Origin of the sequence: Conexibacter sp. CPCC 206217 (assembly GCF_030646165.1) — a bacterium.
Lineage (GTDB): Bacteria > Actinomycetota > Thermoleophilia > Solirubrobacterales > Solirubrobacteraceae > Conexibacter.
Genome location: NZ_JAUTDO010000003.1, coordinates 176,471 through 201,503, shown reverse-complemented (window position 1 = coordinate 201,503; position 25,033 = coordinate 176,471). Strand labels below are relative to the sequence as shown.

Sequence of the window (25,033 nt, the reverse complement as noted above, 5' to 3'; positions counted from 1 at the left end):
GAGCGCCAAGACGCCGGAGCCGGGCGCCACGCGGCGCCCGGCTCCTGTGCGTTGCGACCACCGCTGGAGGCGTGGTCTAGCTCCTCACGGGGCGCCGCCGCCGTTGCCGCCGCCCCCGCCTCCGCCGCCGCCTCTGCCGGCGACCGACGAGACGTAGGTGGAGACCGAGTCGATCTCGCTTCTGGAGAGGGTCCCGCCGAACGCCGGCATGCCGCCGCCGCCGTTGATGACCTGTCTCTGAACCTCAGCCATGCTCGGCATCAGCTGATCGAGGTTCGGGCCCACGTTGGCGCTCGCACCAGCCGCCGCGAGCGTGTGGCAGCTCGCGCAGTTGGTCGAGAAGACTCTTCTGCCGGCCGCGATGCTGGCGGCACCGCCGCCACCTCCGCCGCCCGCCGAGGCTCTTCTCTCGCCGCCGCCAGCCGCCGCGGGCGCTCTCTCGGCACCCGTCGCGCCGAGGCGGTACGCGACGATCTCGGCTCTCTGCCCGGCCGCACCCGGGAAGCTGCCCGCGGTGATGACCGTGTCGTCGTTGATCGCCACCGGCGCGTTCGTGCCGGCCGGCAGTCTGGCCTGGAAGGCGACGTCGCCGGTGCTCGTGTCGAGCGCGAACAGTCTGCCGTCAAACGTCGTCGTGAAGACGAGATCGTTGATGACCGCGGTCGCGCCGTACGGCGAGCTGGCGAATCTGTGGTCCCACTTGATTCTGCCCGTCGCCATGTCGAGTGCGACGACTCTGCCGGTGCCTCTGGTGGCGTCGTCCGGCGTCTCGGCCTGCTGTCTGACGATGCCGGGCAGGTCGACGATCGCCATGTAGACGGTGTCGTCGTCGGACGCGTACGGGGACTCGACGCCGCCGAACTCACCCGGCAGCACCTTGTACGTGCTGTTCGGGTCCGGCAGCTTGTCCCACTGCCGCTTCATCCCGTAGATGTTGTCTCTGTCGTGACCGTTGTGCTCGCCGACGGCCGTTCTCCACAGCAGTCTGCCGTCCGACGTGTCGTTGGCGATCGCCTGACCGCCCTTGCCCGCGGAGATCACCATCTCCTGACCGCCGACGTTCGCCAGCAGCGGCGAATTGTTCAGGTCCCAGTCGTACACATCGTGCGGGAAGAGCTGGTGGTACCAGATCATTCTGCCTGTCGTCTTGTCCAACTTGACGACGGAGTCCGTGTAGAGGTTCGGACCCGGGCGCGAACCGCCGAAGGCCGTTCTTCTCGACGGGTTCGGTCTGTTGGGGCTGCTGCCGACGAACGGCGCGGGGTTGGCGACGTCGATGTACACGTCGCCGTTGGCGTCGAACGTCGGCGGCTCCCACTGGCCACCGCCGGAGTTGATTCTCTTGTTGCCCCAGAGGTCGTCCGGGACTTCCTTCCACTTCCACTTCGTCGCCCCGGTTCTGGCGTCCATCGCCCACAGGATCGCCTGGCCCTGGCCGGAGTAGAAGCCTCTCGCGTTGCCCGGGACCGTGGAGACGTAGACGGTCCCCTCGTTCACGCCCGGAGCCATGTCGATGCCCTCTTGACCGTTGCGCACGAGTCTTCTCGTCCACAGCTGCTCGCCGGTCTTGGCGCTGAGCGCGAAGGCGTTGCTCGCGGTCGCGCCGTAGACGGTGCCATCGACGACGTTGACGCCGTCAGGTCCGACGTTCGGCGAGTTGTACGCCTTCGTCCACAGCACTCTGCCGGTTCTGAAGTCGATCGCCTCGACGTCCGAGGTCAAATTCTGCACGTAGACGACGCCGTCGACGACGACCGGCGTGGTCGCATAGTTGCCGAACGTGCCGGCGCCTCTGATCGGCACCGTCCAGGCGACGCCGAGTCTGTCGACGTTCGAGCTGTCGATCTGGCCGCTGACGCGGCGCGTGTTGCCCAGGTCCGCGTTCGGCAGGGTCCAGCCCGATGCCACCTCGGCGGCAGCCGGCGCTTCCGTCGTCGTCGTCTGCTGCGCCGGGGCTGGCGTCGTCGCCGGTGCGGATGCGCTGGTGCTGGTGGTGTCGTCGTCTCCACCACCACCGCATGCGGCGATCGTCGCGGCGACGGCAAGCGCTGTGGCTGCCATGCCGAGGCCGCGTACGAGCCTGGCTGATGTCAGCCTCGCCGCGTCAGGTCCATGATTCATCGACCTATGCTCCCTTCTGACTTCGCGAACGACTCTTCGTCTCCGCTCGCGCCCGTCGTCGATCCTACCCCTTCGGAGCACCCGCGTACCGAAATGATTCGGTACCTAATGAATGTAGGGTGCCCTAAATTCTCGCCGTCGGCGCGAGGCTCATCTCACTGTGACGTGGCACGTGCGCGCACTCGGTCGCGTGGTCGCGCGCGGCGGCCGGCCGCGACCGCGGCCAGCAGGAGGACGATCGCTGCGGCGGCGAGCAACCGCCAGAGCCCGCCGGCGCGCTCGGGCCGCAGCGCCGCGTCCGGATCGCCCGGTTCGTGGGCGCTGCCACCGGTCGCGCTGGTCAACGCGCCGAGCCACGCGCTGTCAGCAGGCTGAGGGCGGTACTCGGCGGGGTACGGCACCGCCACCAGCGCCTGCGCCGCGAGCGCGGCGGCGTCGTCGGCGCCAACACCGATTCCATACACACCGGCTGACGCCGAGCTCCCCCCGGGAAGCGTCGCGGCGTAGCGACTGGGAGCGACCTGGACGAAGTCGAGGCCGCGCTGCGCGCCGCCCGGCGGGCGGACGGTTCCGTCGACCTGCGCGAGCGGGAGCGAGCGGCCGGCCGTCGCCAGCGGATCGACGATGACCCGGCCGCGCGCCGCCGGATCGAGCGCGGGCTGCAGCGCCGGCGTCGCGACGGCGCGCGCGGACCAGCGCGCCGCGTCCGCGAAGACGGCCGGCTCGGCGTCGAGCCAGGTGCCGGCCCACGCGCCGGCGCCCGGCGTCCAGACGGCGACGCGGCCGAGGCCGTACTGCCATTGCGCGAGCACCGGCGTGCGGGCGCCGTTGACCTCGGTCGCGAGCGCCTCGGTCGCGCCCGCGCGCAGGCGCGTGAGGACGTCGCCGCTCAGCGTCGGCAGGCGCTCGTCCGCGAGACTCGCGACGAGCGGGCTCGCGGCGGTCGCGGTGACCGGCAGCGTCGCGCGCACGGCGACCGACGGGGCGCTGCGCCGCGCGTCGCGGGTGAACACGCGCGGGAGGTCGCGCGCGTCGCCGACGTCGTAGAAGCGCCCGCCCGCCTGCTGCGCGAGTCTGCGCATCAAGGCGTCGTCGGCGTCGCGGCCGAGCGAGATCGTCGAGAGCGTGATGCCGTCGCGGCGCATCCGCGCCAGCAGCGGGGCGTAGTCGCCGGGCTCCGAGACGCCGTCGCTCAGCAGGATCAGGTGCTTGACCCTCGCGCGGCTCTGCTCGACCTGCTCGACGCCGCTGCGCAGGCCGCGCAGCATGTTCGTGCCGCCGTCCGCGTCAAGGCCGTCGAGCAGCCGCCCGATCGTCGCGACGTTCTGCTCGTTCACCCGCTCCAGCGGGACGATCGTGTGCGCGTCGGCGTCGAACGCGACGACGCCGACCTCGTCGTCGTCTCTGGCGGCGAGCCGCAGCGCCGAGCGCGCCGCGGCGCGCGCCATCGCGATCTTCGAGTCGTAGCCGCCGGCCAGGTCGTTCATCGAGCTGGAGCGATCGAGCACCAGCTGGAGCGCGAGCTGGCGCTTGCGCACGCCACCCGGCGCGAGGCTCTGGGTCGGCAGCAGCGTGTCGAGCGTCGTCCCGGCGTAGCCGCCGAGCGAGAGGCTGTGCTCCCCGCCGAGCACGAAGAGCCCGATTCCGCCGTCGCGAACGGCGTCCTGCAGCGCCGTCACGCGCGCGGGCGCGAGCGCGCGCGCGAGAACGTCGGCGAGCACGACCGTGTCGGCGGCTTCGATGTCGCTTTGCGAGAGCGCCTGCGGTGTCGCGGAAGCGATGGTGACCGCGGCGCCGTCGTCGCTCAGCAGCTGCGGCAGGGTGCCGGCGCTGCCCGGCGCGCCCTCGAGGACGAGGACGCGCGGAGCTGGCCCGACGCGGGTCGTGGCGTCGAGCGCGTCGTTGGCGGCGACGGTGTCGCCGCTCATCGCGACCGCCATCCGGTAGGCGTGCCAGCCCTCGGCGGGCGCGCGATACGTCAGCAGCAGCGCGTTGTCGCCGACCCGCAGGCGGACCGGCTGGCGACCGATCTCGGCGCCGTCGCGGGAGAGCCGCAGCGTCGCCGTGCGCGCGACGGTGCTGCGGACGGTCGCCTGCAGCGTCAGCTGATCGCCCGCGCGCAGCTGCGACGGCGCGACCAGGCGTGTCACCGCCGCGTCGGCGACCGTCGCGGCCGGCGCCAGCGCGACGGTGTCGACACGCACCCCCGCGCGGCGGGCGGCTCGCGTCGCCGCCGCGATCGCGCCGCCGGGATCCGGCGCGGTGTCGAGCCCGTCCGACAGCACGATCGCGCGGCCGCCGTCGCGCAGCTCCCCCGTCGCCAGGCGCAGCGCCGCGGCCAGGTCTGTCGCGCCGGAGCCGGGCGCAGGCGACGCCGGCAGCCGGCCCGACGCGGGAACGCCGGCAAACGACGGCTCGCCCGCGAACGTGATGACGCGGCACGGCGCGGGACACGCTCCCTGCTCGATCGCCGTACGCACCCACGCGCTCTCACGGGCCGTCATCCCGGCGTCGATGCTCGCGGAGCGGTCGAGCAGAAGGAGGGTCGGACCGCCCCTGTCAGAGCCGGTCTGCGGCTGCGCGAGGGCGAGCACGAGCGCCACGGCGGCCGCCGCGCGCAATGCGAACGCGAGCCGTGGCGCCCCGGCGCGCGGTCGCAGCAGCGCGGCGAAGAGCCCGAGCGGGATCAGCGCCAGCAGCCAGAGCGGGGCCGCGAGGCTCACGCGCGCGCCTCCGCTCGCGTCGCCCAGCGTGGGTAGGCCCACTCCGCCAGCAGCACGAGCAGCGCGGCGGCGAGCAGCAGCGGCCACCAGCCGGGGCGGCGACCGGGAGCGGCCGCGCCACCATCGGTCGCGCGCAGGACCAGGGTGGGCGAGCCGTCGCTCGCAACGGCGTCGTCTGCTCCCGCGGCGTCGCCGCCCGCGCCACCGACGCCGCCGCTTCCCGCGACCGGACCGGCGCCGCCCGCCGTCACGCTCCCCGTCGCACCATCCGGCAGCTCCCCCAGCGACCAGGCGACGACGTTCGCGATCAGGATCGGGAAGGCCGGCAGTTGCGGCAGCGTCGAGGCCTCCGGATCGAAGGCGAAGAGGGCGATGCGTCGATCCGCCGCGGGTTGCCCGGCGGCGATCAGGGGGCCTCCCGGGGCCCAGGCGATCGCGCGCAGAGCGGGCGGGAGCGTGATGCTGTGCGCGCCGCCCGTGGCAATCGCGAGACCGTCGAGGTCGACGCCCGCCAGCAGCGGGTCCGCGGCGTCCTCCCCGCTCAGCTCGGGATCGGCGAGCGCGGCGCCGACATGACCGTCGGGGAGACGCGGCGGATCGACCAGCAGCGTGGCGGGCGCATCCGGCAGCGCACCGTCCGGTGCCCAGCGGTCGAACACGACGAGATCGGCGGCGGCGCTGTCGTCGTCGGAGTAGTCGGTCGGCGAGACGAGCCGCAGCGTGACGCCGGGCACGCTCGTCAGCGCGCGCGAGAGCGGCTGCGTGGACGGTCGCGACGAGACGAGCGTGACGGAGGCGGGTTCCGGCACGCCGGGCACCGTGACGGTCGCGCGCGCATCGTCCGCGCCCGGAGCGACCACCCGCAGCGTCAGCCTCGCCCCGGGCGCAGCGTCGAACGAGATCGTGGCGCGGCTCTGCCCCGCGACCGAGAGCGTGCGCGAAGCGACGGGCCGTCCCGCCCGCTCGACCACCAACCGCGCCCGCGCCCGCGAGCGTGCGTCGTTGCGTATCGCGGCGAAGACCGTGCAGCGCGGCGCCGGCGGAGCGCCGGCAGTGGCGCCGACCTCCCCCGGAGCGCAGCGCCCGACGGGCTGCTCCAGCGTCTGCGCCGGGCCGCTGGCGCCGATCGCAACCGCGCTGTAGCTCACGCCGTCGGTCCGAACGCGCGGGGGCATGTCCTGCGCCGCGTGGACGAGCGTGACCCGTGCGCCGGGCGCGTGCAGCTGACCGGCCGCGAGCGCGAGCCCGGCGCGCAGGTCGGACGGCGGTGCGTCCGCGCGCAAAGCCGCGGCAGGCGTCAGCGATGCGACCGCATCGCGCGCCGTGCGCGGACTCGCTCCGGCGACGAGCAGGCGCGGCGCGGCGCCGGCGACCACGACGCTGACGGGTGTGTCCGATGCCGTCTGCGCAAGCCGCCGATCGATCTCCGCGCGTGCGGCGGTCAGGGCCTCGCTGGGGCCAGAGCCGGAGCTGAGCGCCTCGTCGAGCACGAACACCTGCGCCGGACGCGCCTCCCTCCCGCTCGAGCCGGCACCGCCGCGCGGTTGTGCGAGTCCGACCACGATCAGCACGACGATCAGCGCCTGCAGCGCGAGCAGCAGCGGCAGCACGAGCGCCGCGCGCCGCCGACCGGCAGCGGTCGACGGCAGCTCACGCCACAGCAGCAGGCTCGCGACCTCACGCTGTCTGCGGCGCCGTCGCAGATGCAATGCCACGAGCGGAGCGAGCGCGACGAGGCCCAGCAGGAACCACGGTGTCAAGAGGGTCAACGGCGGCAGTCGTCCGGCTGTCGACGCTCAGCGCGCACCGCTGCCGCAAGCGCTGCGCGCTGCTCCACCGGCTGTCGCCACACAGCGCTCACCGCTGCGGGAAGTACGTCGCGACGAGCTGCCGCAGGTAGGGCGCGATCGCGTTTGCGGCGGTAGGCACGAAGGCGCTCGCGGCGGGAGCCGAGGCGGCCGGCTGCGTCCCGGCGGCCGCGCCGTTCTGTACGCGCGCCGCGCCGTGCCCTCTCCCCCCGCTGCCCGCTCTTCCCGCGCCGGCTCCGCGGCGGCTGCCGCCGCTGGCCCCGAGCGTCCGCAGCGGCAGGCGGCGCGCTCCCGTCTCGCTCCGACGCGACGGATCGGCGTGGCCGAGCTGGGCCGACTGCTGTCCCGCGCCCCGGGTGCCGCTGCGCGCGGCGCCGCGCTGCGCGTCGGCCGCGCGCTGCGTCGCCGGAGCTGCCGTACCCGACGAGGTCGGCCGCTGCGTGGAACGGCCCTGCGCGGCGAGGCCCTTCACCTGATTGGGAGCCGGGACGCGACCCGCTTGCGGTGCCGCGGTCGTGCTCGCGCCGCGACGGCCTCTGGCCGACATGCTGCCACCGCCTCGGGTCGCACCGCCGCTGCTCCCCCTGCTCCCCGCCGCAGCGGTCGTCCCAGCCCCGGCGCCCGCCGCCTGCTGCTGGCGAACCGCGATTCTCGGAGCCGCCGTGCCCGCGCGGCCTTCCGAGGCGGTCGTGCCGTTGCGCGGCGTCGTCGTGGCGCCGCGCTGCCCGGTCTGCGGAGACGCGTCCGGCGCCGGCACGGGCGTGGAGCGCACCTGCGTGCTCGTGGCGGTCGTCGCCGTCGAGCCCGGGGCGCGTGCGGCCGCCCCGTCGCTCCCGTCGCCCCGGCCGCTCTGCGCGCGCAGGTCTCCCGCCTCGCCCGGCCCGCCGATCGCGACCAGCAGCGCCAGCGCCGCCGCCGCGACCGCAAGCGCCGTCCACTCCTTCGGCGCCGGCCGCGCACGCACGCGATACCGCTCGCCGACGCTCCAGACGAGCCGCTCACCGTCGGCGACCACGCGTTGTGCGAGCAGGTCCGGCTGATTGGCCGCGGTCGCCGCGCTGCCTGCATCGACGCTCGCCGCACCCGTGCCGCCGCCGCGCAGCGCCGAACGGCCACCGGTCGCCGTCTGCTCTCCACCCCTCCCCGCCAACTCCCAAGCCGTCGCGAGCCGCTCAGCCAGCCTGAGGCCGCCGTCGAGCAGTCGCGCGACGCGGTCCAACGTGAGGGCACCGGGCGAGCGCCCAGCACCCGTGCCGCCGCGCGCCGCGCCCACCAGCCACGCACCGGCGAGGGCCGCGAGCGGCACCGCGATCAAGGCCCAGCCGTCCGGCGAGCCGAACGCGAGCCGCAGCAGCAGCATCAGCACGCCCACGACGAGCGCGACGATCAGCGACCGCCGCAGCGCGACGACGAGGCGATGACGCAGGATCTCGCGCCGCCACCGCAGCAGCCCGTCGCGCAAGCCATGCCCGCGGGCGCGGCCCGCAGCCGCCGCCCGCGGCCGGAACACGACCACCGCCGCCGGCGGGGCCGACAGCCAATTCGCGACGCGCGCGAGGGGACGATGGGAAGGGTCGCGGGGACTGCGGTGCGGCACGGCGCAATGGTAGCCTCAGCCGCTGTTAATCCACATTCGCTTCCTGGGGCGCACGATGCGTGACAGGCGCGCCAGAGGGTCGAGGGCAATGTCTCACGCGCAGCATCACATCGTAAAGTGGAAGCACGTCTGCCTGTCAATCGCCGCGGTCGCAGTGCTGGTCGCAGCCAGCGGCTGCGGCGGCAATTCCGACGATTCAACGAAGACGGCGGCAGCCACTTCCTCGACCACCGCCAGCGCCGGAGGCGATAGCGCCGGAGGCGCCACCACCGCGGGCGGCACGGCGGTCGACGAGCACTTCTCCCCGGACGACTGGCCCGTCTTCGGCCGCGACCGCGACAACACGCGCTACGCCCCGCAGACGCAGATCAACTCGAGAACGGTCGCGCGGCTCGGCGAGGCGTGGAGCTCGGACCTCGGCGGCGACCAGTACCTGCAGGAGAGCTTTCCGATCGTCGTCGACGGCGTCGCCTACGTGACGACGAGCACCAACGAGATCTTCGCGTTCGACGGCGCGACCGGCAGAGTGAAGTGGAAGTACGCGCCGAAGGTCGACTTCTCGCTCTCCAGCGGCGTCGGCGGCTACGGCATCGCCGTCAACCGCGGCGTCGCGGTCAGCGACGGCGAGGTCTACATGTTGACGTTCGACTGCAGACTGAAGGCGGTCAGCGCCGCGACCGGCGAGGAGGTCTTCTCGACGCAGGTCGACGATCCGACCACCGGCGCCTACGAGACGATGTCGCCGACCGTCTACAACGGCCTCGTCTACGTCGGCAACTCCGGCTCCGACCAGGGCGTCGCCGGCTTCGTCGCCGCCTACGACGCGAAGACCGGCAGAGAGCGCTGGCGCTTCAACACGATCCCGAGAGTCGGCGAGGGCTGGCGCAGAAGAGGCACCGGCGGCGGCACCGTCTACATGGCCCCGACGATCGACACGGAGTCCAACCGCGTGATCGTCGGCACGAGCAACCCGTCGCCCGCGATCGTCGGCACGAGACGCCCCGGCAAGAACCTCTACACCTCGTCGATCCTCGCGCTCGACGCGACCACCGGCAGATACGCGTGGCACTACCAGGTCGTCGCGCACGACCTGTGGGACTACGACGCCGCCTCGCCGGTCGTGCTGCTCGACACCGAGATCGACGGGCAGAGACGACGCGTCGCGGCGGAGGCCGGCAAGAGCGGCTGGCTGGTGATGCTCGACGCGGAGACGGGCGCGACGATCCATCCGCGGCTGTCGTTCGTCAGACAGGAGCGCAGCGTCCCGACGACGACGCCGAAGCTGATGTGCCCCGGTCCGCTCGGCGGCTCCCAGTACGACCCGATGGCGTACAGCCCGAGAGTCGACGCGACCTACGTCTCCGGGATCGACTTCTGCTTCCTGCTCGCCGTCAGCGACGAGAGACTGCCCGGCGAGTCGAGATTCGGCGGCACGCGCTCGATCCCGTCGGACCTGAGACCGTCCGGCAGCTTCTCCGGCGTCGACATGAAGACCGGCAGATTCCTGTGGCGTCGCAGAATGCCGACGCCGATGGGCGCCGGCGCACTGGCGACCGGCTCCGACCTCGTCTTCACCGTCGACCAGAGAGGCGTCATCTACGCCTTCGACGCGCACACCGGCGCGACGAGATGGAAGGCCAACCTCGGCCTCGCGGGCGCCGCGGCGCCGGTCCTCTACACCGTCGACGGCAAGGACTACATCGGGGTCGCGATCGGCGGCTCGGGCCTGACGTCGTCCAACGACTTCGGGCCGATCGGCTCGCGCTTCGTCGTGCTGGCGCTGGACGGCAAGAGAATCGTGCCGGTGAAGGCACCGAGAAACAAGTCGAGCTGACGATCGCACGCCTGGCGGCAGCCGTCGCGGCCGCGGCCGCCGCACTCGCGGCGGCATGCGCGCTCGGCGGCTGCGGCGGTGGTGGTGGAAGCGATCCGGCACCGCCGCCCGGCCCCGCCGCCGACGTCGGCTGGCCCCGTTTCGGCAACGACGACAGCCAGGCCCGCTCCTCGCCGCTGCGCGCGGTCGACCGCGCGAGCGTGAGCCGGCTCGGCGTCGCGTGGAGCTACGAGCCCGGCCCCGAGATGGCGCAGTGGGAGAGCTTCCCCGTCGTCGTCGCCGGCACGATGTACGTGACGACCAACACCGGTCAGGTGCTGGCCTTCGACGCCGCCAGCGGCGCCGAGCTGTGGACGTACACGCCGCGCGTCGACTTCCTCACCGGCGCGGCGGCCGGGCAGCCGCAGCCGACCAACCGCGGCGTCACCGTCGCCGGCGGCCGCGTCTACCTGCTCACCTACGACGAGCAGTTGATCGCGCTGCGCGCCTCCGACGGGCGCGAGCTGTGGACCACGCGCGTCGCCGACCCGCGCAGCGGCGCGATCGGGACCTCGCCGCCGACCTACTGGCAGGGCCGCCTGATCGTCGGCAGCGGCGGCAGCGACGTGCTGCGCACACGCGGCTTCGTCGCCGCCTTCGACGCGCACGACGGCAGACGCCTGTGGCGCTTCTGGACCGTCGCGGCGAACCGCGGCGGCGGCCGCGTCTGGATGCCGCCGACGGTCGACCCGCGCAGCGGGATCGTCTACGCGGGCACCGGCAACCCGAGCCCGGCACTGCGCGGCGAGGACCGCCGCGGCTGCGAGGAGTGGGTCAGCGGGATGGTCGCGCTCGACGCCCGCGACGGAACGCTGCGCTGGGGCGCGCACGAGGTCTGCGACGACGTCTGGGACTACGACGGCGGCCAGCCGCCGCTCGTCTACGACGCGCGGGTCGGCGGCCGCACGGTGCGCGCCGTCGGGCACGCGAACAAGTCGGGGACCTACTGGATCCGCGACGCGGCGAGCGGCCGCTCGCTGGTCCCGCCGCGCAGACTGGTCGCGCAGACGACGCCGCGGCCCCGCCCCAGCCGGCGCGGCGCGCACGTCTGCCCGGGCGCGCTCGGCGGGATCGCCTACGGCCCGGCAGCGCTCGACCCGGACGGGCGCTCGATCTACCAGGGGACGACCACGCTCTGCATGACCTACAGCCTCGGCGGCAGAGAGGCCGGTCCGCGCGTGCAGTTCGAGGGCGGCGACGCGCGCGTCACGCCCGGGACCCCCGCGCGCGGCGCGATGGTCGCGCTCGACAGCGCCAGCGGGCGCGTGCGCTGGCGGCGGCCGCTGCCGGCGCCGCTGGCCGGCGGCGCGCTCGCGACCGCCGGCGGCCTCGTCTTCAGCGGCTGCGACGACGGCTACCTCTACGCGCTCGACGCGCGCGACGGCGCGATCGTCTGGCGCGGGCGGATCGGCCTGCCGTTCGGCACCGCCCCGCTGACCTACCGGATCGCCGGCGTGCAGTACGTCGCGATCGTCGCCGGCGGCTCCAGCATCGCGTCGCTGACGGGTGCGAGAGCGGGCGCGCGGCTGGTCGTGCTGCGGCTCGGCGGTCGTCCGCTGACGGCGCGCTGAGCACACCACCGGCAGGGCTCCGACGCGCCTGCTCTGCTAGTTTCGCCTCGATGTCGACGTCGCGCAAACGCCTGCTCGCAGGGCTCCTCGGGGCCGCCACCATCGCCGCCGGAGGAGCCGCGATCGCAACCGCGACGACCGGCGTCGGCACCGGTCTGCCGGAGCCGGCGATCAAGGTTCCGCCGGAGATCGGCAACCAGTTCGTCGGCCAGTTCGTGCTCAGCCAGATCGACCGCCGCGCGAGAATCACCGCCGGCCAGGTGATGATCGACTACACCGAGACGGTGCGGCCGTACATCGTCGGCAACCTGACGCTCTACGGCTACGACAACGCCGGCCGTCAGTCGAGCTCGACCTCGAACCTGTACCCGTTCAGATTCCACGGCAGACTGCTGCGGGCGAACATCCTCACGCAGGGCTCCAACGGCAGAATCGGCTCCGTCACGTTCCAGCTGCCGACCTCTCCCACGGAGATGTCGGGCACGCTGACGTGGCGCGGCGGAACCTACGACGTCGTCTACACGCGCGGCGACGACGACGCCGACCCGACGGCGCCGCTGCCGAACGCGAAGCAGATCGACCCGGTCCCGCCGAAGCTGACGAAGGAAGGGATCGGCCCGAGAGCCGACGCCTACTACGGCCGCTATGCGCTCGAGCCGAGCGAAGAGGACCCGGGCACCAGCGCCGGGGTCTACGCGCCGATCGTGCGCGTCGCCGAGGCGCTCAGCACCGGCCAGCTCGTCGCCGACAGCGGCAGCCTGACGCTCTTCGGCGACCAGCCGATCAGATCGCTCCCGCCGACGCCCGCGGCGATCGTCACGTTCCACGGGCCGAGCGCGACGCGCGTCGCGTACCTGACCGACTTCAGATGGGGCGGCGACTGGCGCACGGCGACCGTCCGCGGCGGCAGCACCGAGGGCCCGGCCGTCGGCAGATTCGCCGGCAGACTGCGCGGCAACCGCCTCACGGGAACGCTGACGACCGGCAGACAGCGCGTCGAGCTGACGTTCGTGCGGAAGCAGAGATGACGAAGGTGAAGCGCAACGTGATGACCTGGCAGCGGCGTGCGGCCGCGACCGTGCTCGTCGGCCTCGTGGGCCTCGTCGTCGCCGGCTGCGGCGGCGGCAACGACGACAACGGCAACGCCGACAAGCAGCTCAGCCACACCGCGCTCGTCGCGCGTGCGAACTCGCTCTGCAGAGCGGCGACGAGCGGCGTCACGAAGGTGCCGCCGGCCAGCTCGCTGGAGGCGCTCGCCGACTACGCGAGCGACGTCGCGACGATCAGCGGCAGACTGCACGCCGACCTGGCGAGACTGACGCCGCCGGCGAGAGACCGCGTCACCTACAACCGCTACCTCGAGGCGCTCGCGACGTCGAACGAGCAGTTGAGCGCGATGCAGAGAGCGGCGCAGGACGGCGACGACGGCGGCGTCCGCACGGCCGTCAGCAAGATCGTCGGCGCCGACGTCGGCCTGGCGGCGGCGAACGCGGGCTTCGGGCTCTGCGCCGCCGCGACGCCCGTCTCCTGACAGTTCGTCTACCCACGAAGCATCGCAACCGTCCGCGGGTATACCCTCGTAGGTCTTGGAGGGTGGGCCGGGGCGTCGCATTGCAACTGTCCGCTCGTTGTATCGAACGGAAGAGGTACGCAATGCAAGGGCGCTCCTTCGCGCAGTTCGTGCGCAGGAACACCAAGGTCGCCGCGATGCTGCTCGGCGTCTTGACGCTGCTCGTCGTCGCGGGCTGCGGCGGCGGTGGCGACGACACGACGGCGTCGACGTCGACGGTCCCGCAGCAGGGCACGCCCCCGCCGAACAGAGAGACGGCCGAGCTGTCGACGTCTCCGACCGCACCGCCGTTCGAGCCGGCCGCGCTGTTCGCTCCCCCCGGTGACAACTGGATCACCAACGGCGGCGGCACGACGAACGACCGCTATTCGCCGCTTGACGAGATCACGACGGCGAACGTCGCGAGACTCAGAGGCGACTGGCTGACGCACCTCAACGGCAGCGGCACCGCGAACAAGTACTCCGCTGAGGGTCAGCCGCTCGAGTACAACGGCACGATCTACATCCCCACGGGCGCGGACGACGTCTTCGCGGTCGACGCGGCGTCGGGCAGAATCAAGTGGTCCTACAGAGCGAACATGCCCGACTCGCTGGCCAGCGTGATCTGCTGCGGTTGGGACAACCGCGGTGTCGCGCTCGGCGACGGCATGATCTTCTCCGGGCAGCTCGACGGCAGCCTCGTGGCGCTCGACCAGATGACCGGCAGAGTGATCTGGGAGACGCGTCTGGCGAAGCCGGAGGAGGGCTACACGATCACCGCCGCGCCGCTGTACGTGGACGGCAAGGTCATCATCGGCCCGTCGGGCGCCGAGTACGGCGTGCGCGGCCGGATGGACGCCTACGACGCCCGTACCGGGAGACTCGTCTGGCGCTTCTACACGATCCCCGGCCCCGGTGAGAGAGGCCACGAATCGTGGCCGCAGGACAACGACGAGTGGCAGCACGGCGGCGCCACGACGTGGAACACGCCGTCGTACGACCCCAACCTCGGGATGATCTACTTCTCGACCTCCAACGCCGGCAACGACTACGACGGCTCCAACCGTGCGGGCGACAACCTGTACGCGGCCTCGATCGTCGCGCTCGACGTCAAGACCGGCAAGCTGAAGTGGGCCTACCAGCAGGTCCATCACGACCTGTGGGACTTCGACTCGCCGAGCCCGACCGTTCTGATCGACGCACCGATCGACGGCATCATGGTGAGAGGGATCGCGGAGCCGTCGAAGAACGGCTACGTCTTCTTCCTCGACCGCGCCACCGGCAGACCGGTCTTCCCGATCAGAGAGACGCCGGTCTACCAGGACGAGTTCCAGAGAACGGCGAAGACGCAGCCGATCCCGACGATGGAGCCGTTCTCGAAGGTCAGAGTCGACGACGCGCAGCTGAGAGCGCTGAACGCCTCGGTCGCCTCGCAGGGCAGAAGAGGCAGACCGATCGTGATCAATCCGGGCTCGATCTACAGCGGCGTCGGCGTGCGCAGCGGCCCGATCACCGCGACGGCGCCGAGCGCCGCCGGCGGCGACAACTGGCCGCCGAGCTCGTACAACCCGAAGAACCACATGTACTACGTGTGCGCGCAGGACGGTGCACAGGGCTTCCAGGTCAGATCCGAGACGTTCAGAAGCGGTGCGACCTACACCGGCTCGACGATCTTCGCGTTCACGGGCTTCAACTCCCCCGGCACGCTGACCGCGTACGACATGACGACCGGCACGATCGCGTGGAGAAACGCATTCCCGGACGCCTGCTACTCGGGCGCCGTCTCGACCGCGGGCGACCTCGTCTTCGTCGGCCGCAACAGAGGCGAGCTGGAAGCCTATGACGGCAGAACCGGCGACAGACTCTGGAGCTTCCAGACCGGCGCCGGCGCCAACAGCACGGCGGCCGTCTACCAGGTCGACGGCAGACAGAAGATCGCCTTCCTGTCCGGCGGCAACGCGCTCAACGGCAGCACGCACGGCGACAACCTGTGGCAGTTCTCGCTCGACGGGACGATGGCTCAGGTCAGAGCGGGCGGCGCGGCGAGAGCGATCGAGCATGCCGGCGACAACCAGGACGCGGCCCCGGACAACGGCGGCGGCGACGCGGACGCGGGCAGATCGATCTTCACCAGCAACTGCTCCGTCTGCCACGGCCTGACCGGCAGAGGCGGCAACGGCGGTCCCGACCTGACGGCGATCGCCGAGGCCAAGCAGATGCCGGCCGTGATCAGACAGGTGACCGAGGGCGGCGGCGGCATGCCGGCGTTCGGCGGTCAGCTGACCAACGACGAGATCGCCAACGTCGCCGCGTACGTGACGAGAGTGATCAACAGATAGGCGACGCCGCACGGACGACGTCCGTCCGCGCTGGAGCGTGAAAAGGGCCGCGACGCACAGCGTCGCGGCCCTTTCCGCATCTGCCGGCGCCGCCGCTGCGAGGACGCGGCCCCAGCAGCGCCCGGCCGGACGGCTACGGCGCGTTCGGCGCGGGATCCTCGTTGTCGCGCTCGACCGGCGGCGGCGTGCCGTCGCCCTCGTAGTCGGTGTCGCTGTCGAGGTCGGGCGCGCCGGCCGTGATCATGTCGGGATCGTCGGGCGGATTGCTCGACTGCGCGTCGCCGAGCGACGCCTCGCCGTGGCCGACGCGGTCGGCCCCTTCGTGCGATCGGTTCATACCTCGCAATCTACCCCTGCCCGGATATGGGCGCGGAAGCCGTACGAGCAGACGTTCGGGACAGATAACAAAACGCTAACCGGAGCGGTCGCTCCTCTTCTGATACCTTGCGAAGCGGATCGCCCACTCCGGTTACAAGGACTCGTACGTATGTCAACAGCACAACCTGCCGTATCCGCGCAGGCCAGAAGCACGGACACGAACCGCTGGGTCGTGCTGGTGCTCGTCTGCCTGGCCCAGTTCATGGTGGTGCTCGACGCCACGATCGTCAACGTCGCGCTCCCCTCGATCCAGTCGGATCTCCACTTCAGTCCAGGCAACCTCGCCTGGATCATCAACTCCTACACGCTGCTCTTCGGCGGCTTCCTGCTGCTCGGCGGCCGCGCCGCCGACCTCTTCGGCCGCAAGAAGATCTTCCTTGCGGGCGTGATCCTCTTCAGCGCCGCCTCCGCCCTGTGCGCCCTGGCGACCTCGCAGGGGATGCTGATCGGCTTCCGCGGCCTGCAGGGCCTCGGCGCCGCCCTCGTGTCGCCCGCCGCGCTGTCGATCATCATGACCACGTTCGCCGACGGCGCGGAGCGCACGAAGGCGCTCGCCGCCTGGGGCGCGATCGCCGCCTCCGGCTCCGCCTTCGGCCTGCTGCTCGGCGGCGTCCTGACCGAGTCGCTGTCGTGGCAGTGGATCTTCCTCGTCAACGTCCCGATCGGCATCGCCGCCTTCGTCGCCTCGCTGCGCCTCGTGCCTGAGTCGATCGGCAAGGAATCCGGCAGCTTCGACCTGTTCGGCGCCGTCTCGGTGACCGGCGGTCTCGTCGCGATCGTGTACGCGATCGTGAGAGCCGAGAGCGACGGCTGGGGTTCGACCGCGACGCTCGGCTTCGGCGCGCTCGGCATCCTGCTGCTGGTCGCCTTCGTGCTCGTCGAGCGCGTCCACAAGGACCCGCTCGTGCGGCTCGGGATCTTCAAGATCCGCTCGCTGTCGACCGCCAACGGCGTGATGATCCTCGTGATGGGCGGCATGTTCGCGATGTTCTTCTTCGCGACGATCTACGTCCAGGAGGTGCTCGGCTACTCGCCGATCGAGGCCGGCCTCGCATTCCTGCCGTTCACCGTCGGCATCATCGGCGGCTCGATCGCCGCGCAGCAGCTGATCCCGCGGATCGGCGTGCGGGCGCAGATACTGTTCGGCATCGCGCTGTCCGCGATCGGCCTGCTGCTGATGACGCGGATCACGCCCGAGGGCGACTACGTCACCGAGCTGCTGCCCGCCGTGATCCTGATCGCCGTCGGCATGGGCAACACGTTCGTCCCGCTGACGCTGCTGGCGACGACCAACGTCGAGGGCGAGGACGCCGGGCTCGCGTCCGGTCTCTTCAACACCTCGCAGCAGGTCGGCGGCGCGCTCGGCCTCGCGATCCTCGCGACGTTCGCGACCTCGCGCACCAACAGCAGCCTCTCCGACGGGATCGCGCCCAACCAGGCGCTCGTCGATGGCTACCACCTCGCGTTCGTGATCGGCGCGATCTTCGCCGTCGTCGCCGCGGTCGCGATCATCCTGCTGATCCGCAGAAGCGACGTCGCCAGCATCAACGCGGAAGAGCCCGCCGCCGTCGCCATGGCACACTGAGCAACGAGCACATCGCAGGAGCCAACCCCGGTATGGTCGAACACCACTGACGCCCATGGCGACCGTCGACACGACAACCACGGCCGAGCCGCAGCGAGCGCTGCGTGCCGACGCGCGGCGCAACCGCGAGCGCGTCCTCGCGGCCGCGTCGGCGGCGTTCGCCGAGGAGGGCTTCGACGTCAGCGTGGCGGAGATCGCCCGCCGCGCCGGCGTCGGCACCGGGACGCTCTTCCGCCACTTCCCGACAAAGCTGGAGCTGGAAGTGGCGGTCGTGCTCGAGCGCACGCAGGGGATGCGGGTCGCGCTCGCCGACGCGCTCGATGAGCCGGACCCGTGGGGCGGCTTCGTGCAGTTGATGGAGGCCGCCGTCGAGATGACCGCCTGCGACCGCTGTCTCGGCGACGCCGTCAGCGAGGAGATGCTCGCCGACCCGCGCCTGGACCAGCAGCGCACGCAGATGCTGGCGGGGATCGAGACGCTGCTGCAGCGCGGTCGCAGCGCCGGGGCGATACGGCCCGACATCATGGCCGAGGACATCTTCGTGCTGACCAGCGCGATCGGCTCGACGATGGAGCGCTACCGCACCCGTCCCGACCTGTGGCGCCGCTACCTCGGCGTCGTGCTCGACGGCCTGCGCGCCGAGGGCGCCGAACCGCTCTTCCCCGGTCCGCCCGACATGGGCGTGCTCGACGAGGGCTGCAGCTCGTCGCCCGCGCGGCCGCCGGCCGGCTGAGCCGCACCGCCGGCTGACGCGGCGCCGCCCGTCCCGCCGTCACGACCGCCGGCCGGCTGCGTTCCCGCCCCGGCCCGCGCCGCCAGCGCGAACGCCGTCAGCGACGCCGCGCTCAGCGTGATCACGACGAGCGCGAGCGGGAGCGCGGTGTCGCCGCCCGCGATGCCGACCAGCGGCGCGACCATGCCGCCGATCGCGAAGTGCGCGAGCCCGAGCAGGCCCGAGGCGCTGCCCGCGGTTCTCGGATGACCCGCGAGCGCGAGCGCCGCGGCGTTGGGGCTCGCGAGGCCGACGGCGGAGACGATCAGGAAGAAGCCCGGCAGCACCATCGCCAGCCCGACCGAGAGCACGACGCCGAGCAGCAGCGTGACCGCGCCGAGCAGGCCGACCAACAGCCCCGCGCACATCAGCGTGCGCGGGTTGTAGCGGCCGAGCAGGCGTCGCCCGACCTGGCTCAGCAGCACGAAGCCGAGCGCATTGGTCGCGAACGCGACGCTGAACAACTGCGGCGAGCGCCCGTAGACGTCCTGCACGACGAACGGCGAGCCGGCGATGTAGCAGAACATCATCGCGGCGGAGCAGCCGTTCGCGAGCGTCACACCGAGGAAGGCGGGCTCGCGCAGCAGCGTGCCGAAGACGCCGGTCGTCGCGCGCAGGCCGCCGCCGTGACGCTGCGCGGGCGCGAGCGTCTCCGGCAGCAGCCGCCAGGCGACGAGCAGCAGCCCGAGCCCGATCAGCGCCAGGACGCAGAAGATCCCGCGCCAGTCGGTCACCGCCAGCAACTGGCCGCCCAGCAGCGGGGCGATGATCGGCGCGAGGCCGTTGACGAGCAGCAGCAGCGCGAAGAAGCGCGCGGCCGCGATCCCGCTGTGCAGGTCGCGCACGACCGCGCGGGCGATCACGATCCCCGCCGCTCCAGCCGCGCCCTGGACGAGCCGCAGCGGTATCAGCACCCAGATCGTCGGCGCCAGCGCGCACAGGCCGCTGGCGAGCGCGTACAGCGCGAGGCCGATCAGCAGCGGCCGCCGGCGCCCGCGCGCGTCGCTGACCGGACCGGCCAGCAATTGGCCGGTCGCCAGGCCGATCAGGCACGCCGTCAGCGTCAGCTGCGCGACCGACGGCGACGTGCCGAGGTCGCGCGCCAGGTCCGGCAGGCCGGGCAGGTACATGTCGAGCGACAGCGGCCCGAACGCGCTCAGGGCGCCGAGCACGACGACGAGCGTGCGGGTCCCCGGCAGTCTCGTCGCGCCCATCACCGCTCGCACGCTACCGGCAGGCGGCGCCCAGCACCGCCCGCCCTGCTGGCCGCACCGCCCGCCCTGCTGGCCGCACCGCCCGCCCGCTGGCCGCAGTGTGACGGAAATCACATTCGGCACCGAAACATTCGTGGTCTAATCTTTCGGTAACGAAATACTCCTCTCAGCGTCAGGCCCCGATGACCACACCCAGCTCCCCCACCGCCCCACCAAAACGCGAACCGATCCCGTCGCACATCTGGCCGATCGCGCTCGTGATCGTGCTCGGGATGATCATGTCGGTGCTCGACACGACGATCGTCAACGTCGCGCTCGACGACCTCTCGACCGAGCTGCACGCCTCGCTGGAGGACATCCAGTGGGTCGTCACCGGCTACATGCTGTCGCTCGCCGCCGTGATCCCGATCACCGGCTGGGCCGCGACGCGCTACAGCGCGCGCAAGCTCTACATCACCTCGCTCGTCCTCTTCACGCTCGGCTCGCTGCTGTGCGGTCTTGCCTGGTCGTCCGGCTCGCTGATCGCCTTCCGCGTGCTGCAGGGCATCGGCGGCGGCATGCTCGCTCCGCTGGGCCAGATGATCCTGGTGAAGGCGGCCGGGCCGAGAAACCTGCCGCGCGTGATGGCGATGATCGGCGTGCCGATCATCCTCGCGCCCGTCTTCGGCCCGACGCTCGGCGGCCTGCTGATCGAGCACGCCGGCTGGCAGTGGATCTTCTTCATCAACCTGCCGATCAGCTTCTTCGCCGTGATCGCCGCGCTCAGGCTGCTGCCGCAGGACAAGGGCGACCCGGCCGCCGGACGGCTCGACGTGATCGGGCTCGTGCTCGTCGCGACCGGCCTGGTCGGCGTCACCTACGGCCTCGCGCAGAGCGGCGGCGCCGGCACGCTCGTCGACGACAGCGTGATCGTCCCGCTCGCGATCGGGCTCGCGCTGATCGCGATCTTCATCGTCCGCTCGCTCAGAATCGCCAGACCGCTGCTCGACGTCCGCCTGTTCGCCAACAAGGCGTTCGCGGCCGCGTCGGTGACGACCTTCTGCCTCGGCGCCGCGCTGTTCGGCGCGATGATCCTGATGCCGCTGTACTTCCAGACGGTGCGCGGCGAGGACGCCGTCGCGACCGGCCTGCTGCTGATGCCCCAGGGCGTCGGCGCCGCGATCGCGATGGGCCTCTCGGGCCGCGCGACCGAGCGCCTCGGCGGCGGCCTGACCGCCCTCATCGGCGGCGTCATCACGATCCTCGCGACGGTCCCGTTCGTGCTGATCGGCGGCTCGACCTCGTACGTGCTGATCTCGATCGCGATGATCTTCCGCGGCTTCGGCATCGGCATGTCGATGATGCCGTCGATGACCGCCGCGTTCTCGGTCCTGCGACGCGACCAGATCAACCACGCGACGCCGCAGCTGAACGTGCTGCAGCGCGTCGGCGGCTCGATCGGCACCGCGCTGCTGTCGGTGGCGCTCGAGAGCCGGCTGCGCGACGCGGGCGCCGGCGCGACGCCCGCCGCGATGGCCGACGCGTTCGGCGAGACGTACGTGATCGTGATGGTCGTGACGCTCGTCGCGCTGGTGCCGACGCTGATGCTGACGATCATCGAGCGGCGCGCGAGAAGAAACCACACGCTCCACGAGGTGCCGATCGAGGCGCGGCTGGAGCTGGAGGCCGAGGCGGCATGAGCACGGAGCCGCTCGCAGAGGGTGCTGGCGCCGCGAGCGGCGGCCCCGGCCGCGCGGCCGCTGCCGCGGATCGCGCCGACGCCCGCGCGCAGCTCGCCAACGAGCTGCGCGCCGCGCTCGGCGAGATGCTGCGGGCGGAGCGCAAGCTGCGCAGCCGCGACCCGAAGCGACCGGGCGCGCTCTCCTACGCGCAGGTGCGGGCGCTCGTGCTGCTCGACGACATCGACGAGGCGACCGCGGGGCAGCTCGCGAAGGCCGCCGACCTGACGCCCGCGAGCGTCACCGCGATGCTCGACCAACTGGAGGAGCAGGGCATGGTCGAGCGCCGCCGCAGCGAGACCGATCGCCGCCTCGTCGTCGTCTCGCTGACCGCCGAAGGCCGCGCGCTGCTGGAGCACAAGCGCGCGAACTGGCTCGCGCACTGGGACGAGGCGATGGGCGACCTCCCGGAGGCGGAGATCCGCACGAGCATCGAGGTGCTCCACCGCATGGCGAGGATGTTCGACCGGTTCTAGAACCAAAAAAAACACCACGACACGGTCGCGTGAGCGGTTCGCTCACGCGACCGTCAGCTGCGCGCGAGCTCTGTTGCGTGCCCGAACATCTGCTCCAGGTCCTCGACGTGGTCGAGCACGACCTCGCCCGCGGCCCATCTGCGGCCGGCGACCGACAGTCTCTGGCGCTTCTCCTCGCTCAGCACCAAAGTCTGCAGCGCCGAGCGCCAATCGCCGTCGGCGACCAGTTCGCCGCCCTGCTCCTCGCCCATCCACGCGTAGTCGCCGACCGGCGAAGCCAGCCACGGGACGCCGACCGCGGCGTACTCCTTCAGCTTCACGTTGGAGCGGGTGCGGTTGAACGGGACGTCGGCGAGCGGCGCGAGCGCTATGTCGCAGCGCGCGAGCAGTCCGGGCAGGCTGTCGTAGGCGGTCCACGGCACGTGCTCGTAGCGCGAGCTCGCAATCTCCATGTCGAGCCCTATACCGAGCAGTCTCACGTGCAGGTGCTGCTCCAGCAGCCGCGCGAAGACCTCCCGCAGGCCGAGCTGCTCGAAGTCCCATGCGTGCTCCTGCATCGCCGCCCAGCCGACCGTCAGGCCTCGTTCGGGCAATGTGCGCGGGCGCGTGAACGTCGGCGGCAGCAGGTTCTCGACGATCTCCACGTCGCGCGCGCCAGCGGCCAGGTAGCGCTCGGCCAGCTCCTCCGTCGGCACCGTGACGAGGTCCGCGAGGCGCATCATCGCCTGCTGGTCGGACTGCCAGCGCTGGCCCGCCATGCCGCGCGTCGCGACGCCGACAGGATGGTCGGCGGGCGCCGAGGACGCGTCGAAGTCGTTGTCCCACACGACCGCGACGCCAGCCGCCTGCAGCTGTCTGGCGAGCCGGCGCGCCGGCTGGTGGCAGAGGCGGAAGAACTGCACCGCGTCGCTGCCCAGCAACGGCGTCGGATCGCTGCCGACGTCGTTGCGCTCCTCGACATGCACCCGATGCCCCTGTAACGCGAGTGCCTGCATCGGCACGAAGGATCGATACAGCGAGCTGGGCGCCCCCTCAGGCACCAGCGAGATGATCTGCATGAGTACGAGCATGCCTGGGCGGCCGCAATTAAGCAACCGCCCAGCGGGGCCCGCTCAGTCGTCGTTCAAGCGCACGTCGGCGAGGCTCTCCAGCACGTCGACGACGGCGGCGATGTCCTGCTCGCCGAGGCCGCGGCCGACGCCGGCGTTGAACAGCTCGCCGGCGTTCGCCGCCGCCAGGAACGGCGCGCCCGCCTCGTTCGCCGTCTCGAGCGCGAGCCTGACGTCCTTCAGCATGTGCTCGAGCTTGAACAGCGGCGTGAAGTCGTGCGCGAGCATCGGCGCCGCCTTCAGGTCCGCCATGCGCGAGCCGCCGGCGCTTCTCGGCAGCACCTCGATCATCCGCTCGACGTCGACGCCGGCGCGCTTGCCGACCAGCAGCGCCTGCGCCAGCGCCGTCAGGTTCGCCGCCGCGAGCGCGTTGCTCAAGACCTTGACCGTCTGCCCGTGGCCGACCGGCCCGACGTGCACGATCGTCTCGCTCATCGGCTCCAGCAGCGGCCGCGCCCGCGCGATGTCGGCCGGCGCACCGCCGGCCATGATCGTCAGCGTGCCGTCGGCCGCCTTCGGCGCAGAGCCCGTCACCGGCGCGTCGATGAAGCTGACGCCGTGCTCCGACAGCTGCGCCGACAGCGAGCGCGCCTCGTGCGGCGCGATCGTCGACATGTCGATGCAGAGCAGCCCGTCGCGGGCGTCCTCGACGACGCCGTCCTCGCCCAGCAGGACCCGCTCGACCTGCGGGCCGTCGACGACGATCGAGATGATCGCGTCGCAGCGCTCGGCCAGTTGCGCGGGCGTCTTGGCGACGGCGCCGCCGTGTTCCTGCGCCCACGCCTCCGCGGTCGCGCGGGTGCGATTCCAGACGGTCACCTCGAAGCCGGCGCGGCGCAGCGTCGCCGCCATCCGCGAGCCCATGATCCCGAGGCCGATGAAGCCGACATGTTCCATGGCCTCGATGCTACATGGGGCCGGGTTCCGGACGAATTCGCTGCAGATCGCCGGCATTCGCGGGTAGTGTCAGCGGATGCGAATCCTCATCGTCGGCACCGGCGGCGTCGGCGCCGCAGCGGCGGCCATCGCCCAGCGGCGCAGCTTCTTCTCCCACATGGTCCTCGCCGACGTCGACCTCGCCCGCGCGCAGGCCGTCGTCGACCAGCTCGGCGAGCCGGATCGCTTCAGCGCCGCCCAGGTCGACGCCTCCGACGAGGACGCGCTCGTCGCGCTGATGCGCGAGAGCAGAGCCGACGCGATCCTGAACGCCTGCGATCCGCGCTTCAACGAGCCGATCTTCAGCGCCGCGCACGTCGCCGGGCCGACCTACCTCGACATGGCGATGACGCTGTCGCACCGCCATCCCGAGGATCCGTACAACAAGACCGGCGTGATGCTCGGCGACGTCCAGTTCGAGGCGGCGGAGGCGTGGGCGCGCAAGGACCAGCTCGCGCTCGTCGGGATCGGCGTCGAGCCGGGGCTGTCGGACATCTTCGCCAGATACGCCCAGGACCATCTCTTCGCCGAGATCGACGAGGTCGGCGTGCGCGACGGCGCGGACCTCGTCGTCGAGGGCTACGACTTCGCGCCGACGTTCTCGATCTGGACGACGATCGAGGAGTGCCTCAACCCGCCGCTGATCTGGGAGAAGGAGCGCGGCTGGTACACGACGCCGGCGTTCTCGGAGGCCGAGGTCTTCACCTTCCCGGAGGGGATCGGCGACGTCGAGTGCGTCAACGTCGAGCACGAGGAGGTCGCGCTGATCCCGCGCTGGGTCGACTGCAAGCGCGTGACGTTCAAGTACGGCCTCGGGCAGGAGTTCATCGACGTCCTCAAGACGCTCAACAAGCTCGGCCTCGACCGCACCGATCCGGTCACCGTGCGCGGCTTGGAGGTCTCCCCGCGCGACGTCGTCGCGGCTGCGCTGCCGAACCCGGCGACGCTCGGCGACAAGATGAGAGGCCGCACCTGCGCCGGCACCTACGTGACCGGCACCGGCAAGGACGGCAGACCGCGCAAGACGTACCTGTATCACGTCGCCGACAACGACACGACGATGCGCGAGTACGGCAGCCAGGCGGTCGTCTGGCAGACGGCGATCAACCCGATCGTGGCGCTGGAGCTGATCGCCGACGGCACGTGGAGCGGCGCCGGCGTGCTCGGTCCGGAGGCGTTCGACGCGGTCCCGTTCCTCGACCTGCTGAGCGCGTACGGCTCGCCCTGGAGAATGGAAGAACGGGCATAGGGCTGTGCGCGCAGC

At 72.0% G+C, this 25,033-nt stretch carries 17 protein-coding genes and 1 pseudogene; 10 read left to right on the top strand and 8 right to left on the bottom strand.

The features are described from left to right. Window positions 1-84 precede the first annotated feature (84 nt). The 4 genes from Q7L65_RS09260 to Q7L65_RS09245 form a co-directional block, all read right to left on the bottom strand. Window positions 85-2,061 (bottom strand): PQQ-binding-like beta-propeller repeat protein, encoded by a 1,977-nt coding sequence (locus Q7L65_RS09260; protein WP_304720621.1) that lies wholly within the window; start codon window positions 2,059-2,061, stop codon window positions 85-87. 215 nt (window positions 2,062-2,276) lie between these two features. Next, entirely contained in the window at window positions 2,277-4,844 is a 2,568-nt protein-coding gene (locus Q7L65_RS09255) for a VWA domain-containing protein (RefSeq protein WP_304720620.1), read from the bottom strand. Next, window positions 4,841-6,613: a BatA domain-containing protein gene (locus Q7L65_RS09250; protein WP_304720619.1), complete on the bottom strand. Its 1,773-nt coding sequence runs from the start codon at window positions 6,611-6,613 to the stop codon at window positions 4,841-4,843. Before Q7L65_RS09250 ends, Q7L65_RS09255 begins: the two co-directional genes overlap by 4 nt. Window positions 6,614-6,701: 88 nt before the next feature. Continuing rightward, complete coding sequence (locus tag Q7L65_RS09245; RefSeq protein WP_304720618.1) at window positions 6,702-8,162, bottom strand: hypothetical protein; 1,461 nt, start codon at window positions 8,160-8,162, stop codon at window positions 6,702-6,704. Between the two features lie 175 nt (window positions 8,163-8,337). Here Q7L65_RS09245 and Q7L65_RS09240 point away from each other — a divergent pair, with 175 nt between their 5' ends. The 5 genes from Q7L65_RS09240 to Q7L65_RS09220 all read left to right on the top strand — a co-directional run bounded on the left by Q7L65_RS09240 (window position 8,338) and on the right by Q7L65_RS09220 (window position 15,581). Then, a complete protein-coding gene (locus Q7L65_RS09240) occupies window positions 8,338-10,083 on the top strand; it encodes a PQQ-binding-like beta-propeller repeat protein (protein ID WP_304720616.1) in 1,746 nt (581 codons plus the stop codon). Between the two features lie 200 nt (window positions 10,084-10,283). Further along, window positions 10,284-11,693 (top strand): PQQ-binding-like beta-propeller repeat protein, encoded by a 1,410-nt coding sequence (locus tag Q7L65_RS09235; protein ID WP_304720614.1) that lies wholly within the window; start codon window positions 10,284-10,286, stop codon window positions 11,691-11,693. A gap of 50 nt (window positions 11,694-11,743) precedes the next feature. Beyond that, window positions 11,744-12,721, top strand: coding sequence for a hypothetical protein (locus Q7L65_RS09230; protein ID WP_304720612.1), 978 nt, complete (start codon window positions 11,744-11,746; stop codon window positions 12,719-12,721). Beyond that, window positions 12,718-13,224, top strand: coding sequence for a hypothetical protein (locus Q7L65_RS09225; RefSeq protein ID WP_304720611.1), 507 nt, complete (start codon window positions 12,718-12,720; stop codon window positions 13,222-13,224). The genes Q7L65_RS09230 and Q7L65_RS09225 overlap by 4 nt, the downstream gene beginning before the upstream one ends. Window positions 13,225-13,346: 122 nt before the next feature. Then, window positions 13,347-15,581: a PQQ-binding-like beta-propeller repeat protein gene (locus Q7L65_RS09220; protein WP_304720609.1), complete on the top strand. Its 2,235-nt coding sequence runs from the start codon at window positions 13,347-13,349 to the stop codon at window positions 15,579-15,581. A 133-nt stretch (window positions 15,582-15,714) separates the two neighbouring features. Here Q7L65_RS09220 and Q7L65_RS09215 read toward each other — a convergent pair whose 3' ends face one another. Further along, window positions 15,715-15,918, bottom strand: coding sequence for a hypothetical protein (locus Q7L65_RS09215; RefSeq protein WP_304720608.1), 204 nt, complete (start codon window positions 15,916-15,918; stop codon window positions 15,715-15,717). Window positions 15,919-16,068: 150 nt separating this feature from the next. Between Q7L65_RS09215 and Q7L65_RS09210 the strand changes: the two genes are divergently transcribed. Then, complete coding sequence (locus tag Q7L65_RS09210) at window positions 16,069-17,544, top strand: MFS transporter (protein ID WP_304720606.1); 1,476 nt, start codon at window positions 16,069-16,071, stop codon at window positions 17,542-17,544. Window positions 17,545-17,599: 55 nt separating this feature from the next. Further along, window positions 17,600-18,124 (top strand): annotated as a pseudogene (locus tag Q7L65_RS27705) (TetR/AcrR family transcriptional regulator); the annotation flags it as partial. A gap of 26 nt (window positions 18,125-18,150) precedes the next feature. Here Q7L65_RS27705 and Q7L65_RS09200 read toward each other — a convergent pair. Beyond that, window positions 18,151-19,530, bottom strand: a complete 1,380-nt coding sequence (locus Q7L65_RS09200; RefSeq protein ID WP_304720604.1) for a multidrug effflux MFS transporter — start codon at window positions 19,528-19,530, stop codon at window positions 18,151-18,153. A gap of 182 nt (window positions 19,531-19,712) precedes the next feature. Here Q7L65_RS09200 and Q7L65_RS09195 point away from each other — a divergent pair, with 182 nt between their 5' ends. Continuing rightward, complete coding sequence (locus Q7L65_RS09195) at window positions 19,713-21,209, top strand: DHA2 family efflux MFS transporter permease subunit (protein WP_304720603.1); 1,497 nt, start codon at window positions 19,713-19,715, stop codon at window positions 21,207-21,209. Next, window positions 21,206-21,724: a MarR family winged helix-turn-helix transcriptional regulator gene (locus Q7L65_RS09190; protein WP_304720602.1), complete on the top strand. Its 519-nt coding sequence runs from the start codon at window positions 21,206-21,208 to the stop codon at window positions 21,722-21,724. Before Q7L65_RS09195 ends, Q7L65_RS09190 begins: the two co-directional genes overlap by 4 nt. Window positions 21,725-21,777: 53 nt before the next feature. Here the strand turns inward: Q7L65_RS09190 and Q7L65_RS09185 are convergent, their stop codons facing one another. Both Q7L65_RS09185 and Q7L65_RS09180 read right to left on the bottom strand, forming a co-directional pair. Next, window positions 21,778-22,719: a glycosyltransferase gene (locus tag Q7L65_RS09185; protein ID WP_304720600.1), complete on the bottom strand. Its 942-nt coding sequence runs from the start codon at window positions 22,717-22,719 to the stop codon at window positions 21,778-21,780. A 117-nt stretch (window positions 22,720-22,836) separates the two neighbouring features. Further along, a complete protein-coding gene (locus tag Q7L65_RS09180) occupies window positions 22,837-23,730 on the bottom strand; it encodes an NAD(P)-dependent oxidoreductase (RefSeq protein ID WP_304720598.1) in 894 nt (297 codons plus the stop codon). 76 nt (window positions 23,731-23,806) lie between these two features. Between Q7L65_RS09180 and Q7L65_RS09175 the strand changes: the two genes are divergently transcribed. Next, window positions 23,807-25,018 carry a saccharopine dehydrogenase family protein gene (locus tag Q7L65_RS09175; protein ID WP_304720596.1) on the top strand — a complete coding sequence of 404 codons (1,212 nt, stop codon included), beginning with the start codon at window positions 23,807-23,809 and terminating at the stop codon, window positions 25,016-25,018. Window positions 25,019-25,033 lie beyond the last annotated feature (15 nt).

Excerpts from the sequence above, each read along its gene's own strand:
- Q7L65_RS09190 (WP_304720602.1), top strand. The coding sequence starts at position 21,206 with ATGAGCACGGAGCCGCTCGCAGAGGGTGCTGGCGCCGCGAGCGGCGGC.
- Q7L65_RS09180 (WP_304720598.1), bottom strand. The coding sequence starts at position 23,730 with ATGGAACATGTCGGCTTCATCGGCCTCGGGATCATGGGCTCGCGGATG.
- Q7L65_RS09185 (WP_304720600.1), bottom strand. The coding sequence starts at position 22,719 with ATGCAGGCACTCGCGTTACAGGGGCATCGGGTGCATGTCGAGGAGCGC.
- Q7L65_RS09195 (WP_304720603.1), top strand. The coding sequence starts at position 19,713 with ATGACCACACCCAGCTCCCCCACCGCCCCACCAAAACGCGAACCGATC.
- Q7L65_RS09215 (WP_304720608.1), bottom strand. The coding sequence starts at position 15,918 with ATGAACCGATCGCACGAAGGGGCCGACCGCGTCGGCCACGGCGAGGCG.
- Q7L65_RS09220 (WP_304720609.1), top strand. The coding sequence starts at position 13,347 with ATGCAAGGGCGCTCCTTCGCGCAGTTCGTGCGCAGGAACACCAAGGTC.
- Q7L65_RS09175 (WP_304720596.1), top strand. The coding sequence starts at position 23,807 with ATGCGAATCCTCATCGTCGGCACCGGCGGCGTCGGCGCCGCAGCGGCG.
- Q7L65_RS09240 (WP_304720616.1), top strand. The coding sequence starts at position 8,338 with ATGTCTCACGCGCAGCATCACATCGTAAAGTGGAAGCACGTCTGCCTG.
- Q7L65_RS09230 (WP_304720612.1), top strand. The coding sequence starts at position 11,744 with ATGTCGACGTCGCGCAAACGCCTGCTCGCAGGGCTCCTCGGGGCCGCC.
- Q7L65_RS09260 (WP_304720621.1), bottom strand. The coding sequence starts at position 2,061 with ATGGCAGCCACAGCGCTTGCCGTCGCCGCGACGATCGCCGCATGCGGT.
- Q7L65_RS09225 (WP_304720611.1), top strand. The coding sequence starts at position 12,718 with ATGACGAAGGTGAAGCGCAACGTGATGACCTGGCAGCGGCGTGCGGCC.
- Q7L65_RS09210 (WP_304720606.1), top strand. The coding sequence starts at position 16,069 with ATGTCAACAGCACAACCTGCCGTATCCGCGCAGGCCAGAAGCACGGAC.
- Q7L65_RS09200 (WP_304720604.1), bottom strand. The coding sequence starts at position 19,530 with ATGGGCGCGACGAGACTGCCGGGGACCCGCACGCTCGTCGTCGTGCTC.